General features: G+C 33.8%; 17 protein-coding genes. All 17 read right to left on the bottom strand.

The annotated features are described in order from the left end of the window. Nucleotide 1: 1 nt before the first annotated feature. The gene (locus tag RBH95_RS15020) at nt 2–1024 is read right to left on the bottom strand and encodes a glycosyltransferase (protein WP_307900383.1); all 1023 of its coding nucleotides are present in this window, start codon (nt 1022–1024) and stop codon (nt 2–4) included. Nucleotides 1025–1062: 38 nt separating this feature from the next. Continuing rightward, the gene (locus tag RBH95_RS15025) at nt 1063–2031 is read right to left on the bottom strand and encodes a glycosyltransferase (protein ID WP_307900384.1); all 969 of its coding nucleotides are present in this window, start codon (nt 2029–2031) and stop codon (nt 1063–1065) included. An 18-nt stretch (nt 2032–2049) separates the two neighbouring features. Continuing rightward, nucleotides 2050–2913: a hypothetical protein gene (locus RBH95_RS15030; RefSeq protein ID WP_307900385.1), complete on the bottom strand. Its 864-nt coding sequence runs from the start codon at nt 2911–2913 to the stop codon at nt 2050–2052. Between the two features lie 197 nt (nt 2914–3110). Then, entirely contained in the window at nt 3111–4001 is an 891-nt protein-coding gene (locus tag RBH95_RS15035; RefSeq protein ID WP_307900386.1) for a polysaccharide pyruvyl transferase family protein, read from the bottom strand. A 58-nt stretch (nt 4002–4059) separates the two neighbouring features. Beyond that, nucleotides 4060–4902 (bottom strand): glycosyltransferase family 2 protein, encoded by an 843-nt coding sequence (locus tag RBH95_RS15040; protein WP_307900387.1) that lies wholly within the window; start codon nt 4900–4902, stop codon nt 4060–4062. Further along, nucleotides 4899–5684: a hypothetical protein gene (locus RBH95_RS15045; RefSeq protein ID WP_307900388.1), complete on the bottom strand. Its 786-nt coding sequence runs from the start codon at nt 5682–5684 to the stop codon at nt 4899–4901. Before RBH95_RS15045 ends, RBH95_RS15040 begins: the two co-directional genes overlap by 4 nt. A 35-nt stretch (nt 5685–5719) precedes the next feature. After that, nucleotides 5720–6730 carry a glycosyltransferase family A protein gene (locus tag RBH95_RS15050; protein ID WP_307900389.1) on the bottom strand — a complete coding sequence of 337 codons (1011 nt, stop codon included), beginning with the start codon at nt 6728–6730 and terminating at the stop codon, nt 5720–5722. Next, nucleotides 6717–7856 carry a glycosyltransferase family 4 protein gene (locus tag RBH95_RS15055; protein WP_307900390.1) on the bottom strand — a complete coding sequence of 380 codons (1140 nt, stop codon included), beginning with the start codon at nt 7854–7856 and terminating at the stop codon, nt 6717–6719. Before RBH95_RS15055 ends, RBH95_RS15050 begins: the two co-directional genes overlap by 14 nt. Nucleotides 7857–7860: 4 nt before the next feature. Next, the gene (locus RBH95_RS15060) at nt 7861–8661 is read right to left on the bottom strand and encodes a glycosyltransferase family 2 protein (RefSeq protein WP_307900391.1); all 801 of its coding nucleotides are present in this window, start codon (nt 8659–8661) and stop codon (nt 7861–7863) included. 114 nt (nt 8662–8775) lie between these two features. Continuing rightward, nucleotides 8776–9831, bottom strand: a complete 1056-nt coding sequence (locus tag RBH95_RS15065) for a glycosyltransferase family 2 protein (RefSeq protein ID WP_307900392.1) — start codon at nt 9829–9831, stop codon at nt 8776–8778. A 161-nt stretch (nt 9832–9992) separates the two neighbouring features. Then, nucleotides 9993–10889: a glycosyltransferase family 2 protein gene (locus RBH95_RS15070; RefSeq protein WP_307900393.1), complete on the bottom strand. Its 897-nt coding sequence runs from the start codon at nt 10887–10889 to the stop codon at nt 9993–9995. Further along, on the bottom strand, nt 10886–11578 hold the full coding sequence (locus RBH95_RS15075) for a sulfotransferase family 2 domain-containing protein (protein WP_307900394.1): 693 nt from the start codon (nt 11576–11578) through the stop codon (nt 10886–10888). Before RBH95_RS15075 ends, RBH95_RS15070 begins: the two co-directional genes overlap by 4 nt. Before the next feature lie 10 nt (nt 11579–11588). Continuing rightward, nucleotides 11589–12851: an ABC transporter ATP-binding protein gene (locus RBH95_RS15080; protein ID WP_307900395.1), complete on the bottom strand. Its 1263-nt coding sequence runs from the start codon at nt 12849–12851 to the stop codon at nt 11589–11591. 20 nt (nt 12852–12871) lie between these two features. Continuing rightward, entirely contained in the window at nt 12872–13723 is an 852-nt protein-coding gene (locus RBH95_RS15085; protein ID WP_307900396.1) for an ABC transporter permease, read from the bottom strand. Between the two features lie 26 nt (nt 13724–13749). Continuing rightward, nucleotides 13750–15141: a UDP-glucose 6-dehydrogenase gene (locus RBH95_RS15090; protein ID WP_307900397.1), complete on the bottom strand. Its 1392-nt coding sequence runs from the start codon at nt 15139–15141 to the stop codon at nt 13750–13752. Between the two features lie 4 nt (nt 15142–15145). Beyond that, nucleotides 15146–16102, bottom strand: a complete 957-nt coding sequence (locus tag RBH95_RS15095) for a GDP-L-fucose synthase (RefSeq protein ID WP_307900398.1) — start codon at nt 16100–16102, stop codon at nt 15146–15148. Nucleotides 16103–16111: 9 nt separating this feature from the next. Then, nucleotides 16112–17230 carry a GDP-mannose 4,6-dehydratase gene (gene gmd / locus RBH95_RS15100; protein WP_307900399.1) on the bottom strand — a complete coding sequence of 373 codons (1119 nt, stop codon included), beginning with the start codon at nt 17228–17230 and terminating at the stop codon, nt 16112–16114. Between the last annotated feature and the right edge of the window lie 196 nt (nt 17231–17426).

The following is a 17426-nucleotide window of genomic DNA, read 5'->3' on the forward strand; positions in this document are numbered from 1 at the left end:
TTTAGTTCTCTAACATCCTTTTAAAAAGCTTCAAATATTCTCCAGAAATAAATTCTAGAGAAAATCTGTCCTCACAATCTTTCCGAACGATATCTCGGTTTATTGCATTAATATTTTCTACAGCCTTAATCATTTGTTCTACATTATCAACTACATATCCAGTTACACCGTCTTTTACAACTTCAGGTACAGATCCACGTCTGAACCCTATTACAGGAACACCGCAAGCCATAGCCTCTGCCAATACAATTCCAAAAGGTTCTTCCCACTTTATAGGAAATAAAAACGCTTTTGCTCTTTGTAAATAATGTAATTTTTGCTCGTCGTTTACTGGGCCTACATACTCTATCAATGGATTGTCCAAGTATGGTTTTATATAATTTTCAAAATAATCATCATGCCCTTCTTGAATATTACCTGCTATCAGCAGCTTTTGGTTTGTTGCTATGGCTACATCTATTGCTTCTTTAGTCCCTTTTATATCTTCAATACGTCCTAAAAACATTAAAAAATCTTTAGAAACATTTTTATTTGGAACAAAATAATCTGTTAAGGTAAAATTATGGATTGGTGTAAATTTCTTGACATCCGGAAGCTGTTTCAACATGTGCTCTCCACAACAAGTAAATTGTAATTTATCTCCTGCTATTTTAGAGGACATACCAGTGGTTTTTATACTGATTGCCCGACCATAGGTCATAACTAGAGGAATTTTCTTAAAAATCATTTCTGGAAGCATATATACTAACCTCCCAAAACTGTGAATGACATCCGGTTTTTCCTGATTTACAACCGAATACAATTTTCTTGTGTTCTGTATTGAATTTAATAAGCCCCTAGAATGCTTTGCAGGCCAAGCATATAACTTAGCTAGCTTATTAGTACTATCCTCATGAGCTACTAAAACTACCTCATGTCCCTCTTTTGCATAGGCCATAATTAAACCATCCACTAAGCGTTCAACGCCACCATAAAGTCTAGGTGGAACAGGAATTTCAGGATCGACTGGGATTAATATTTTCATTTTTAATATTTAGGTATTGAATCTATTCTCTTAAGAATTTAACGTTTCATAAGTTTATGACCATAAAAAGATACGCTCTTAGCTATTCTCCAACCAAAAACCGATTTTATAAGTTCTATAACCGATCCACCTAACTTAGGTTTATAAAAACTCCCCCCTAAGTCTTGGCAAGCTTCCATAGCTTTTTTGGTAATATCTTTAAATTCAGGCCAAGCATCCATAGCCACATGCTTATATTGCGTCGCTATAGCTAACTTGGCTTCTTGAGATTGCGATATGTTAAACAAATATTGGGACTTTAAATCGGTGGCTAATAAATTACTTTTGATATGTTTTCGTTGTTTCTGCGAAGCTATATTACTGCCTTTTATATGCTTACGGTAATAATTCTTAGCTTCAGGAACATATATAATGCCTTTGCTTTGTAAGCCCACCCGCGCAAAAAACTCGCCATCCTGGTCCTTTGCCAATTGCTCGTTCCAAGAACCTGCTTCCTCAATTAATGCTCTAGGTGTTAACCAAGCACTGGTCTGAATCATATTCATTTTACTATCCAAACCGCCCCAAAGTTTTATAAATAAATCCTCGGGAGCATCGGTTGAAAACACATAATCGGTATCGGTACAAATTCCTGTGTCTGGGGTTTCGTAAAAGTGTATGGTATTACAAACTGCCAATTGATCCCGAACACCATTTAAAACCTTGACTTGGCTTTCAATTTTATTGGAACTTAACAGATCGTCGGCATCCAAATATTGAATATAATCGCCAGAGCTTAATTCAAATCCATAATTGCGAGCAGCACAAGCCCCTTTGTCTTTGTTTTTGACAACTTTAACCGTATCGGATTGATATTTTTTAGCTAATTCGAAACTACCATCAGTAGAGTCATCGTCTACAATAATTACTTCAATATTTTCAAATGTTTGATTAAAAACAGATTGAAGTGTTTCCTCAATAAAAGTAACAGCATTGAATAAAGGAATTACGACGGATACTTTACACATTAACATTAAGTTTCTATACTATTTATTTGAATCATTGTTTAAAATTAGATCTTTGTACAAATCTAGATGCATTTGAGCGACAAGATTCACATTCCAATGCTGCTTTCCAAACCTATAATTTTCCTGCCCTTTATCAGCCAATACTAAGGTTTTTGCTTGATTCAATGCTTGTTCTACACTACTTAGTTCTCCTGGAATAAACGAGGGATTTCCTGTCCTTTGTAGCAGACTCCCTATATTACCTATTTCAGGCCCTACTACAACTTTTCCAAAAGTAAAAGCCAAAGGAATATTCCCTGTATTTAAGGTATCGATTCTCGGAATAAATACGATATCACAGGCATTTAAATAGAGTTGAATATCGGATTCGGACACATATTCAATATTGTTTAAACAATATCTTTTATCAAAGTGTTTTCTTTTTAAATAAATTTCGTGCTTTAGCCGTTTAGTTGGTTCTTTTTTCCAACCGAAAAGTTTAGGCCATTTGGCCGTTAACAATGTCTTCTTTGAATCCTTAAATTTTTTAAAAGCATTAATTGTTAAATTTAATTCATCTTGATTTCGATAATTCCCGAAACAGCAAATTACAAATCTATCTGTTGCTATGCCTAAGCGTTCTCTGCTTTCTAATTGCGTTAACGTGTTAGGCAAATTTTCATATAAAGGATGCGGGATTATACTATTTCTGATAGAATTAAAAGTTGAATTGTCTACCGATTTTTCCCCTAGATGAATAATTACATCTGCATATTTATAAATGTTTTGGTAGGCTATTAATATCTTAGATTTTTTAGAATGCGGTAATTCATTATGTTTGGTAATAATAATTTTGGTGTTTTTATTTTTCCAAAATTCCAAATAATGAAAGAGTTTATCCAAATCCTTGTTTGAAGGTTCATTCCAATTAAAAAAGGCTTCTGGCCACTGTATATGTATAATATCATACTGCTTAGAGGTATCAAAAAAATTAGTTATTGAAAAATCATAATCTAAGCTTTCAATATTACTAACTATTATATCTAAATAACTATTCTCTTGATTGGGGGAATTGGAAATAAAATTTTCATCTACTAACCCTAATTTTCTTTTAACCTTTCAATTTCAACCATCATTTCGTCTGTTTTTTTCTGAACTAAATTAGAATCACTCAATTGAAAATTAATAGAACCAAGATCACTACTTTTTAACTGTTTAATTAATTGATTTTCTTTTACTTTTTTAAAGTTAAGCCTTTTTAAATTATTTTCTACAACTCTAATATATCTATTGTAATCTAATTTAATATGATTATGTTTTAACCCCATAGAAAACAACCAGTCCGACCATTTAAATTCTGATACATAATTCTGTTCATGAAAATGGGAAAAGTATTTAAAACGCAACCAAGGCACTTGGAAGGCATCTGCTAAAATGGCTCCATGCATGGCTTCAGTAAGTAAAAACTCAGACTCTAATATTTGATCCATTATAACCTCTACATCATCATAAGAAGGATCGATGAAATGATATCCCAAGGTATCACAAACATGTTTCCAATCTACGCGGTTTAACGATCTAAAATGGGGCATTACGGATATCTTATGTTTTTTTATAGGCTTCTTGTTTTTAAAATAAGAAGTTTCTCGTATTAAATAAGCTGGGTCTGTAATATACTTTATATCCTGATTTATTTGATTCTTAATACATACAGCAGAAAAAGGACCTCGAACGAATCTAAATTTCCAATTATCATCAAATTTTGGAACTTTATCCATAAATCTAATACCGGATCCGAAAACAATCTTATCCTCTTGGTTAGTATTTAAGCCTTTACTATTAAAAAAATCATCTGACAATATTGTACCGATAACCAATAAATCCGTATCTAATTGAATTGATTTCGCATGCGGAATTAATTCATAGATGATATAAGGGTTTAGATCATCTCCAAAATTTGGGATATCTCCTTTAAAATAACATAAATTCATTCAAAGATTTTTTAAGTAAGTGATAATTTATCAAAATGATTTGTCTTTATGTAAGATCTTAAGCCTTTTTTAAAGCATTATACATTTGTAATGATTTTTTTAATGAGTGATGCTTTAAAGCACTTAAAATAGATCGCTTTATTTTCTTTTTCACTAAAGCAATGGCTTGTTGTTTCTCGTCATCTTTCAGTGGACTATCATGAGCATTCAAATGCTCTAAACTATTTAACAAGTACTTAAATGGCACATAAGGATCTGTACGATTATCATTCATTTGCTGATCCTCATGCTCTCTATGCCAAACGATACCAGGTGGCATTAATACAACATTAAATTGTTTTGATAAAATATGCCATAATTCAAAATCCCCCAAATGCTGTTTGCCACTAAAACATCCAGATTCTAAAAATTTCTCTCGATTTATAATGGAGGAAAGAGGTGCGCGTTCGAAAATCGGAAGTTCAAAATAATGTTTAAAATATGCTTCCTCTGGAGACAACTGATATGGGTATATATTTAATTTATCCTGCTTTATAGAACAAAGTCCAAATCCAGCTTCCGGAAATTGCTCCATATAAAACACCAATTGTTCCAATCCATAAGGATAAATCATGTCATCCGCATCGACATATTTTAAATATTTACCATTCGCATAAGAAGCGGCCTGATTACGATTTGGATAATCACCTAAATTTTTTTCATTAATATAAACTTTTATACGCTCATCATTTCTTTCAAAAGATCTAGCAATTGAAACAGAATCATCCTTAGAACGATCGTCAACTATAATCAATTCCCAATTTTTATAGGTAGAGTCTACAACAGATTGTATCGCTTCTGCTATATATTTTTCTCGATTATAAACCGTCATTAAAACGGATACTAATGGATTGGTATTCATAACTTATTTAATATCGCTTCAATTTCAGCGTAATTTTTAATGGAAGACTTTAAATTAGTTTCATTCATTTTTTTTACACTAGCTTGAACAGGATAAGATTTTACACCAATATATTCGAAAATACGATTACATACCTCCTGATGATTTTCCAATTGCAATAAATCCTTTTCATACGATACGGGTATATGTGGGATATTTTGTAAACACGCCTTTTCCATTGCAGAAAATTTACGTCTCCAAAGTACGGATTTTTCAAACTGCACGGGATCTACATACAGTTTTTCAGAAGTCTCCTTTTTTACTATTTCTTCTTTTTCCACAAACCATGTCCCCATACTAAAGGCTTTAAATGAAGACACATTATGAGCCATTTCGTCCTCTCTATAAAGAAATATAAACTTCCAGCCTTTTTTATGAAGACGATCTAACAGCTTTTTAATGTTTTTAATTTTTTGATCAGAAAACAATTGATATACTTTTACCTTAAATCCATATATAGGCTTTCCTGATGTACTCGGCTTTCTAGCATTGCTCTCTATATATTTTTCAGGAAATAAAAATATTGGAGATTGTTTACTTCCAAAAATTTCCTGATCGCAAAAAATATCTGGGTGCTGATCTAAAAGTTTTGTTAACAATGTACTTCCTGATCGTCCTTGACCAAAAACGATAAATTTAACCTGTTTGGAATTCTGGCTTTTAAGTAAGTGTCTGTAATGATACCAATGTGTCAATACTGCTTTCAGTCCATTTTTTTTTATTAATTCTAGTAATCTATTCATAATTACTTTTAGTAGTTAAAAACAATCTATATATATTAATACTTTGCTCTGTAATGCATCTTAAACCCTCTAAAATAACCTGGGTGCCTTAAATCTATTAAGCGAGCTATAATCCTAAAAGCTAAAGCACTATTTAACTTTAAACTTCTATATACAAGACTAATCCAAGTATTCCAATTCTCGGCAATAGACTTTGAAAATTTATTATTGGTGCTTTTAAATGTATCTAGGATTGGCTTTAAGGCTTCATTTCTTAAACACGACACGGTATCCCGAACCAAGTATTTATGTAAGGCACGCAGTTGTTTTGGATCTATAACGACTTTTAACAATTTATTAATCAGTTCAATTCTATTTTGAAACTTAGCTACAGAACTATGTCCTCCGCTAATCCTACCCGACTCATTATCATCTCTCCTCACAAAATAATCTGGCTGTACATCAATCTTCGAATACTTTGGATGCTTTAATAAGCTATGAATGTGAAATTCCCAATCTTGAGAACTAGCAGCGGTTTCATCAAACTTTAAACCTTGCTCCAATAAGTAACTACGTTTCCAGATAGGTCCCGTTGTTTGCCAAACCACATCGCCTCTTAAAAAACGAAGTAAATCATTTTCTTCTGTAAACTTATTCCATAAGCGATCGGAATCCTCTATTTCCCTATTAAAAAATGCGCCCGGAAATACCAAAAAGTCACAATCATTTTTAGTCCAAAAAAAGGTAAGTCTATTTTCTAATGCATCTGGCCTTAAAATATCATCGGAATCTAAAAACATAACATAAGTACCGATGGCCTGATTTAAACCTATATTTCTACAAACCGGCGCCCCCTTAACGTTAGAATATGCTTCTCTATAATATATCTTAATTCTACAATCTTGACTTGATAAAGTACTTAATACATCACGTGTGTTATCTTTAGAACCGTCATCCACTAAAAGAAGTTCCCAGTTAGAATAAGTTTGCTTAAAAACGGATTGTATCGTTTCTCCTACAACGTCTGCTCTATTATACACAGGTACAACTATACTAACAGTTATCATCTCCTTCAAAAATTTCATTATACCAACACTGTTCGTTTTCTAAACTAAAATGTTCTCTAACATGTTTTTGTGCATTCCGACTATGTAAAGACATTAAATTAGTATCATTGTAATAATTTAAAAAATAATTCGCCTGCGCCTCAACATCAAAGGGTTGGAATAAGAATCCTGTTTCATTATGAACAACCGTTTCTTTGGTGCCTCCGGAAGCTCCCGTAATTACCGGAATGCCAAAACTCATAGCTTCTATAATAGACACCCCAAACGCTTCTTCCTGTCCTGTTAGTTGACCTATACAGTTATGCGCTACAAAAACGGAAGCGTGTTTGAACAATTCCTGAGCCTTATTATAATCTACAGCCCCCAAAATTTCAATATCTTCCTTGTAATCAGAAACCAAACGCATAAGTTCAAGAGTTTCTCTTAAAGCTCCGTCTCCAGCAAATATCAATTTTGCCTTCATCCCCTTTGCGCAAGCCATTTCAAAAGCCTTCAATACCAAATGGGGTCCTTTAAAATCCACTAATCTACCCAGATATAGTAAGGTGTAATACTCCGGTAATTTACGAAAATCATTATGCTCTATGCCAAAATGCTTCATTCGTATTTTAGCTTCTGAAACACCAATATCTCTTAGCTTCTGAACCGTATTTGCTGAATTAGCTATAAAACAAACATCCTTAGAAAGGTCTAAAACATCTGTTTTATATGTTTCTGAAAAAGATGCTTCTCTTGGGTTACTCGATTTTCTCAAATCCCAGGTCACATCGTAGCCATGACAATACACAAAACAATCTTTATTAGACCGTTTAATAACATCCTTAAAATTTAGTGTGAAATCTATATAATGAAACAATATGGTGTCGCATTGTGATTTAGAAAGCAAGTGCTCCAATTTAGATCGTTTATACTCCAGAATATCTTTTCTAAATACTTTCGATAATACCTTATATTTTATTTGATATTCCAAAGCCAAAGACCGCACTGGCACACCGTACAATTCAGTTAAATCGCAGTCGCCCATAACCAAAACTTGTTCCACATCTGCTTTCAGCAATTCAATCTGGCGTTTCAACCAATGCTCAGAATATATACCTAGTTGCCTGGCTACAATTATTACTTTCAAACTGTTAACTTAAATTAGGATAGATTAATCTAAAGTATTGTTTAAATCCCTTTTTTATGACATTGCCAAAAGGAGCTTGCGTAATTTTAGGATTAAATACAAATCGCCTTAACGCCTTCTGTTCTTTTTCTGAAAAATAGGTGTTACGTATCAGAGGAATTTCTTTACGACTATAAGTATCATATTGTACTTCACTCAGTCCGCCCAATAAATAATTTGCAATGATAAAATCTGTATTTAAAACTTTAGGGGTATATCTTGAGAATGCATGTAACAACCATTCAAAATCCGCCTTTATTTTATATTTTATTTTAAATAAATTATCTTGAAACAGACGTCTATGACAAAATAAGGCTTGATGACACACCATTTTATGAAATAGCTCAATTTTATCCAAATTAGTTTTTGGGCGGATCGCAGATGCTCCCGTTTCCTCATTTACATCATTTACATTACCGTAAATAATGTCGGTTTTTTTACTATCTAATAGTTTTGTAATATGGTCTAAAACCTCCGCATTATAAAACGTATCACCAGAATTTAAAAAATATAAATAGTCTCCAGACCCTTTGGCAATGCCTTTATTCATAGCATCATAAATGCCCATGTCGGGTTCACTCACCCAGTAATCTATTTGATCTGAATATTGCTCAATTAAAGCCTTACTTCCATCTGTTGACCCCCCATCAATCACAATATACTCAAAATCCTGATAGTTTTGAGAAAAAACACTTTCAAAGGTATTTTTTAACTCTAAGACATTATTGTAGTTAATGGTAATTATGGATACATATGTCTTACTCATTTTTCATAATATTATAACTAATAACATATTCACTTTTTTCGCAAATATCCCTCTAGTAAATTCTTATATTTTTTTCAAATTGACTGATAATAGTTTCTTACAATCGCTATTATATTAATTGTTCAGTACGTACCTGTATGTCTTATAATGATTATTTTTACTGGATAACAGAATATAATTATCCTTAGATTTTGCTATCATAAATCTAAATAGGGAAGGAAAATATCTAATATTTTTTTGATAGAAATACCTATACAAAGTACAGTAATACATAGTCAAAGGCATAAGACCTAAATCAAGTTTATAAATACATTCTTGTATCGATCTAATGACATTGTTGTCTTTTAATTTTTTATTAAAAATATAGTTCTTAATAATTGAGGCTATAAGAGGTTTTAAAGTCTCTTTAGGACACTCAGGATTCCCACCGTATTTCTCTAATATGTAAAGCCATAATCTGACCTTTCTAACATCCCCCTTAATATCATTACCTATATTTCCCAGAGAATGGAATCGCCACAAACAATCTGGTTCTAATCGATTGTTAGAGTATTCAAAACTTAAGTTACTTATAAGACAATTAACATGAAAATCAATATCCTGAAACCCCTCCAAATTTTCATCCCAAACCAGGCCATGCTCCAGTATGCTCTGCTTTTTATAGGTTGGATTTAATGTATTCCAAGGTATCCTTGCTCTAAAAAACTCTTCTATTGTGTTTTCTTTATCATTTTTAGAAGAGATTAAATAATAATCCTTTTGATTGCTAATTGGATATTCTCCTCTTAAACCCGGTGTCACACAAAAATCTAGTTTCGGTTTAGATTCCATAAAATCAACCCTAGATTCTAAGGCATGAGAAAATAAGATATCATCTGAATCTAGAAATATAATATATTTCCCCTTAGCATTTTCTAGACCGATATTCCTACAGGTTGGTGCGCCCTTTGGTAAACGGTCCCGTTCTAGAAGTCTAAAACGTCCATCTTTCTCAATATAACTTTTAACAATTGAATTTGTAAAATCTGTAGAACCATCGTCTACAACAAGACATTCCCAATTTTGAAAAGATTGTTCTAAAATTGAATCTAACGTCTGACTAATTAATTTCTCTCTGTTATATGCGGGTATAACAATAGAAATCAAACCCACTTCACTATTTCTTTTCATACTTATAAAGATGATTTATTAATTCAATATTATATTGAGAAAAGATTTCTTGTTTAAAAATGTCATTTGATAGAACTAAATATAACTGATAAAAAACTTATAGAGTTATTATTAATGAAATACATAATAAAAAAGTAATATTTATAAAACGCTCCTCCACCTTAAACTTTCAACTTACCACCATCTCCATCCACTTTATCAAACAATTTTAAAGATAACTTATCTATTTTAACTTGTTTGTCCAGTTCCTTATGATTGTTAGCATATACAAACTTGAGCATAATTGTATTAACCAAAATTCTTCGATATAAAAACGATTTTTTGAACTTGTTCTTTTTTAGTTGCAAAACCGCACCTTTTAGAATTTCGTTTTTGAGGTAGTTCCTATTTTTATCTTTTCTTACCTGTGGCCTGTCGTGATATATTCTAGATTGCGACACTACAAAAACCTCCATTCCCGCTCGTTTTACCCTTGCATAAAAATCATCATCCTCCCCATACATTTCAAATATTGGATCGAAACCACCAATTTGCTCTATACAGATTCTAGGTAATAACCACGCAGCAGCATTAACAAATCCAGACTTATAATAGGGTTTCAAATTGTTCAAATATAAATCAGACAGAAAGTGCGGCGTATTATTACCACTTAAATAATTTTGAAACCCACGATCTATACTAGTCCCCGAACCACTTAAATGCAACGGGCTTAAAATACCCACATCCTCAGTCTTTACACTGTTATATACATCAATAAGTTTGCATAATGTATCCCGTTCTATCCAAGCATCCTGATTCAACAAAAAAGCAAAATCGTAGTTCTTCTCCAAAACTCGCTTTAAACCAATATTATTAGCTTTTCCAAACCCCAAATTTTCACTTGGCTCTATAACCTTTACTTTAGGAAATTTTCCTTTAATTAAGCTTACCGTATTATCTGTAGACCCATTATCAATAACCAAAACATCTACGGCAATACTTGAATCTTGAAGACTCGAAAAACACCTGTCCACCCATTTCGCACCATTATAGGTCACTATAATTGTTAAGATTTTCATTTAAATTTCTTAACTAATTTATTCTTTATAATTTCTATTTGACAAGGGTACTTATAATTTAATAATTCAATATCTTTACCATAGATACTTCTTACTAGTTTAATTTGACTTCTACTATAAAAATCATAGTAAGAAAGCTTTTTGTTATTTCGTTTTTCAAAATACTCCTTATTTGAATTAATCTTTAAAATGGATTTAATTTTGTCAAAATCCATTTTAAAATTTTCAAATCTTCCCACCATATCAAGAGTGTAACTTTCATTTTCTTTGAAATCAAAAAAATCCGTTTGAGGCATTAAATGATCCCCTCTATAAATTTTATCCGAGTTATCTCTCAATACGCCTTCAAAATTATTTTGTTTCAAAAGGAAATCTTCAAAACTCCCTTTAATCTTTACATCTTGTTTTACCCATAAATAATCAGAATAAGCTCTATCCCATGGATTTCTAACAAATGTAAACTTAAAATAATCCTTCCATTGATCTTCTGTAACCAAACCAAACTCTAACATTTGTTTTGCTGTTGCATGTTGCAAATGAATTCTTCTTTTTGGACACCATCCATAAAGAAATTCATAATTTGGAATTTTCCAATCCAATTTTAAACCTCCATTTAAATGGTAATTTACACTAGACCCAGCTGTTTTGGGAATATGAATAAAGATACATTTATGTTTATGTGAAATCATAATTCTATAATTAATATTTCCAACTATGATTTACATATACTCCGCCTTTTAAACCAGGTATTTTACCCGTTTTAAAATAATCCCCAGCTTCAACATCAAATTCTCCTGCAAATTCAATTTCATCCGCAACTCTTCTATTAATTAGAGCTTGCAGATGATAGTAATAAGTTCCCTCTGGTAAAGGCAAATTATCTATTAGTAAATTTACACAACCACTTTGTTCAATTCGACTTATCGGCTCAGATGAATGAAAATTATTACATACAAATCTTAAATTATCTTCGTTATCTATAACCATTAATCTAAAGATAACATTCTCAATTGGTCCCTGAATTTTGAAATAAATATCAAACTGTGCACAACACCCTGCTTGCAAATTAAGATCACTTAACCCATTATTTTTAATTTTAACATCCGAGAACTTAAGAAATCCACTACCTATCCTATCTGTTCTATCTAAAATTTTAACATTAGAATTAGAAATTCTCTGTTGCAGATATTTCTGTATCCCCTTCTCCGTATCCCCTTCAAAAACAGTCATTCCATTTTCCAAAATAACAACTTTAGAACATAAATTTTGAATACTCGCCATATTATGACTCACAAATAAAACGGTGCGTCCACCTTGTTTGGACACATCTTGCATCTTTCCTATAGCCTTTTTTTGAAACTCAGCATCGCCCACTGCCAACACTTCATCTACTATCAAAATTTCGGGTTCCAAATGCGCAGCCACAGCAAAGGCCAAACGTACATACATCCCTGAAGAATACCGTTTCACAGGCGTATCAATATAACGTTCACAACCAGCAAAATCAACAATTTCATCAAACTTTGAGGCTATTTCCTGTTTGGTCATCCCCATAATAGCCCCATTCAAAAATACATTTTCCCGGCCCGTCAATTCAGGGTGGAACCCCGTACCAACTTCCAATAGCGAAGCAATACGTCCACGAGCTTTTATACTTCCTGTGGTTGGTGCCGTCACCCGACTTAAGAGTTTTAACAAGGTGGATTTCCCGGCACCATTTTTACCGATAATGCCAAGAACTTCCCCTTGTTGTACTTCAAAATTAATATCCCTTAAAGCCCAAACATAATCAGAACTTCCCTTACTGGTCCTGTCATTGGTTTCTCCAATTTTCAGATACGGATCTTCCTTGCCTCGTACCGTATGCCACCAACGGTTCATATCGTGAGCAAACGATCCCGTTCCAACCGTTCCTAATCGGTACTGTTTACTTAAATTCTCTATTTTTATTGCAGGCTTCATTCTATTCTCTTCTTTTATACCTATACAGTATCCATAAAACTTTTCTGTACCTTATTAAAGGTAATGGTTCCTAAGGCTAATAATAATACCATTATCCCAAAGCTATAGCCTAAGCTCGCCCAACTAAAATTACCTACCCCCAAAAAAGCATAGCGAAAGGTTTCTATAATGGCACTCATAGGGTTGGCCATAATGACAGTTCTCTTGATTCCTTCAATAGCACTAGCAGGATAAATAATTGGCGTAGCATACATGCCCAATTGGATAGCAAATCCCAACAAAAAGGTAAAATCTCGATACTTCGTTGTTAAAGAAGTTATCAACAGCCCCAAACCTAAAGCCAATCCTGCCGTCATAATTATTAGTACAGGAACAAATAAAATCATCGCATTAGGCTGTAAAGGAGCATCGGTAAAGATTAGAAAATAAGAAAATACCCCCAAAAACAAAACAAATTGAACTCCAAAAGTCAATAGTTTAGAAACTATTAAACTTAAAGGTGTGATGATGCGAGGAAAGTATACTTTTCCAAACACTCCTTTGTTAGTTACAAAGGTATTTGACGTGCCCGATAACGCTGTTGCAAAATAGTTCCATAACACAATCCCTGACAGGTAGAATGCGGCTTGAGGCATCCCATCTGTACTCATTTTAGCAATACCTCCAAATACCACCATAAACATAATGGTTGTTAATATTGGCTGAATAAAAAACCATAAAGGTCCAAAAATGGTCTGTTTGTAGACTGCTACAAAATCACGTCGTACAAATAGGGTCAACAAATCTCGGTACCTCCAAACCTCCCTTAAATTTAAATCCAATAATTTGGATTTTGGGTAAATTTCAATCGTCCAGTCTTCCGACTTCTCCATACTTATTATTCTAAAGTTCGTAATCCTTATTTACCAATAGTGTATACCTTGAAACCTACGCCAGATAATTCCTCAACATCCAACAATCGGCGTCCATCAAACACAAATGCGGGCTTCATCATGTTCTCATATACCTTGTCCCATTCGTAAGTTTTAAACTCATCCCACTCTGTCAATACAGCCAAGGCATGAGCTTGGTTCATAGCGTCGTATGGATTATCAACTACTGTTACTCTATTTTTTATTTCTTCGGAAGACAACGTTCCTAAATATTCCAAATCGGAATAGATTTGTTCTTCTGTAACCTTAGGATCATACACCACAATATTGGCTTGCTCTTGAAGTAAATGTTCTGCGACATAAATTGCGGCACTTTCTCGAGTATCATTGGTATCCTTTTTAAAGGCCCACCCCAAAAATGCAATCTTTTTGTCTGCAATTGTGTTATATAAAGTTGTGATGATCTTTTTCGCAAAACGGTACTTTTGGTAGTCATTCATGATGATGACCTGTTCCCAATAATTAGCCACCTCATTTAGACCAAGAGATTTTGAGATGTACACCAAATTTAAAATATCCTTTTGAAAACAAGAGCCACCAAAACCAACAGAAGCTTTCAAAAACTTAGGTCCAATTCTAGAGTCTTTCCCAATAGCTCTAGATACTTCTTCTACGTCTGCTTCGGTAGCTTCGCATAATTCCGAAATGGCGTTAATAGAAGACACACGCTGAGCTAAGAAAGCATTAGCTACCAATTTAGACAATTCAGAAGACCATACATTAGTTGTTAAAATCTGTTCTCTTGGCACCCAACTAGCATAGATATCAACCAAAGCTTGCATTGCTTCCTTACCTTCAGGAGTATCTTCTCCTCCAATCAGGACTCTGTCTGGAGATTGCAAATCTTCAACGGCTGTTCCTTCTGCTAAAAATTCAGGATTGGATAAAATCGAAAATTTATGTCCATTTCCAGTATTTGCCAAAATACTTTTTACTGCTTGAGCTGTTCTTACCGGAAGTGTTGACTTCTCAACAACAATCTTATCGCCTTTGGCTACTCTAGCAATTTGACGTGCACACAATTCCACGTATTTTAAATCGGCGGCCATTCCTTTTCCTTCACCATAAGTCTTGGTTGGGGTGTTTACAGAAATGAACACCATTTCAGCTTCTTCAATAGCCTTATCTACTTCAGTAGAAAAAAAGAGATTTCTTCCTCTTGCCTCTTCTACTACTTTATCCAAACCAGGTTCATACACTGGTAATTTTGACAAATCCTCGTCATTCCAAGCTGCAATCCTAGCGTTATTAAGATCTACAACCGTTACTTTTACATTAGGATTTTTTTGGGCAATTACAGCCATGGTAGGACCACCAACATAACCAGCCCCAATACAGCATATATTTTTTATTGTCATTACTTTAATTTGAAAGTTTTACTTGCTTTATATCTTCTATATGTTCTAAAAACCATTGATAGGTCTCTGCTATCCCCTCTTTCAAAGGAATAGAGGCTTGCCAACCTTGTTGGTTCAATTTAGACACATCCAATAATTTTCTAGGTGTTCCATTAGGTTTGGTCGTATCCCAAATAATTTCCCCTTGATGCCCCACTATTCCCTGAATAGTCAGCGCCAATTCTTTAATTGTGATATCCGTCCCTGTACCAACATTATATAAATGTTCTGAAAGTTCATTCTCTATGGCAAACACTACAGACTTCGCCATATCGTCCACATGCAAAAATTCACGCATTGGCTCTCCACTCCCCCACAAAGTAACATCTGCATTATCATTTAATTTGGCCTCATGAAACTTTCTAATCATGGCTGGTAGCACATGGGAGGTTTTTAAATCGAAATTATCATTTGAGCCATACAAATTTGTAGGCATCAAGCTAACAAAATCCTTATTGTATTGTTTTCTGATCGCCTCACATGCCTTTACACCTGCTATTTTAGCGATAGCATACCACTCGTTTGTCGGCTCCAAACTATCCGTTAAAAGATATTCCTCCTTTAAAGGTAGAGGCGCCAGCTTTGGATAAATACAAGAACTTCCTAAAAACACAAATTTAGCGACATTATGTTTATGCGCTGCATCGATAAGATTGTTCTGAATCTGCAAGTTCTCCATTAAAAATTGGTAAGGGTAGTCATTATTTGCCAAAATCCCCCCCACTCGTGCAGCGGCATCCACTATAACATTTGGTCGCTCTTCAGTAATGAACCTCATAACTTCATCTTGATTACGCAAATCTAGTTCTTTACTAGATTTACCTAACAAATTCGTATACCCTTTGTTTTCTAAGGCCCGCCAAACTGCAGAGCCCACCATGCCTTTATGGCCAGCAATATATATTTTCGAAGATGTATCCATTTTTAAAAACTATTCAAAATAATTTAAAATCTGATAATTCCCTTCTTTAAGGTACTGCTCCTTTTTCATCAATTTAAGGTCACTTTGCATCATATCATTCACCAAATCCTTCAAATCATATTTTGGAGTCCAACCTAATTTATTATTTGCTTTAGATGCATCTCCAATTAACAAATCCACTTCAGTTGGTCTAAAATATTTAGGATCCACAGCAAGAACTTCTTTTCCTATTTCAATTTGATAATCCAGATTATCACAGGACACTACATAAGCTTTTTCTTCAACACCTTCACCTTTAAATTCCAAGGTGACACCAACTTCAGCAAATGCCATACGTACAAAATCACGTACTTTGGTTGTCTTTCCGGTAGCAATCACCCAATCTTCCGCCTCCTCTGCTTGTAAAATCATCCACATCATACGTACATAATCCTTTGCATGTCCCCAATCGCGCTGTGCATCAAGATTTCCTAAATAGAATTTATCCTGTAAACCTAAGGCTATCCTTGAAACAGCTCTGGTAATCTTTCTAGTCACAAAGGTTTCCCCCCTAATTGGAGATTCATGATTAAATAAAATACCATTACAAGCATACATTCCGTAAGCCTCACGATAGTTTACAGTTATCCAATAGGCATACATTTTAGCCACTGCATAAGGACTACGCGGATAAAAAGGTGTAGTTTCAGACTGAGGAACCTCTTGCACTTTCCCATACAACTCCGATGTAGAAGCCTGATAAATCCTTGTTTTCTTTTCCAATCCCAATAGGCGCACCGCATCCAAAATCCTTAATGTCCCAAGACCATCTGCATTCCCAGTATATTCAGGCACTTCAAAGGACACATGAACATGACTCATGGCCGCCAAATTGTAAATTTCGTCTGGCTGAATTTCTTGAATCAAACGAATTAAGTTTGTACTATCCGTCATATCTCCATAGTGAAGAATGAAATTTCTATGGGATTCATGTGGATCCTGATACAAATGATCGATCCTATCGGTATTGAACAACGACGAGCGACGTTTTAACCCGTGTACCACATACCCTTTTTTCAACAAGAATTCGCTTAAATAAGCACCATCTTGACCTGTTACACCTGTTATAAAAGCTACTTTTTGACTCATATATTATATTTTTAAAGACACATCACTTTTTATGAATGCCCTATAAATTAATAAGGTTTTATGACTCCTAGTTTACTCCCTTCTCCGCTATTTCATCAAAATACTAAAAAAACAAAGCTGACCAGAATCTTTACTCCACTCATAATATCCCTTTTAAATGTGAGGGATATACAAAAAGAATAGCATCCCGAAACAT

This window comes from Mangrovimonas sp. YM274, from assembly GCF_030908385.1.
Lineage (GTDB): Bacteria > Bacteroidota > Bacteroidia > Flavobacteriales > Flavobacteriaceae > Mangrovimonas_A.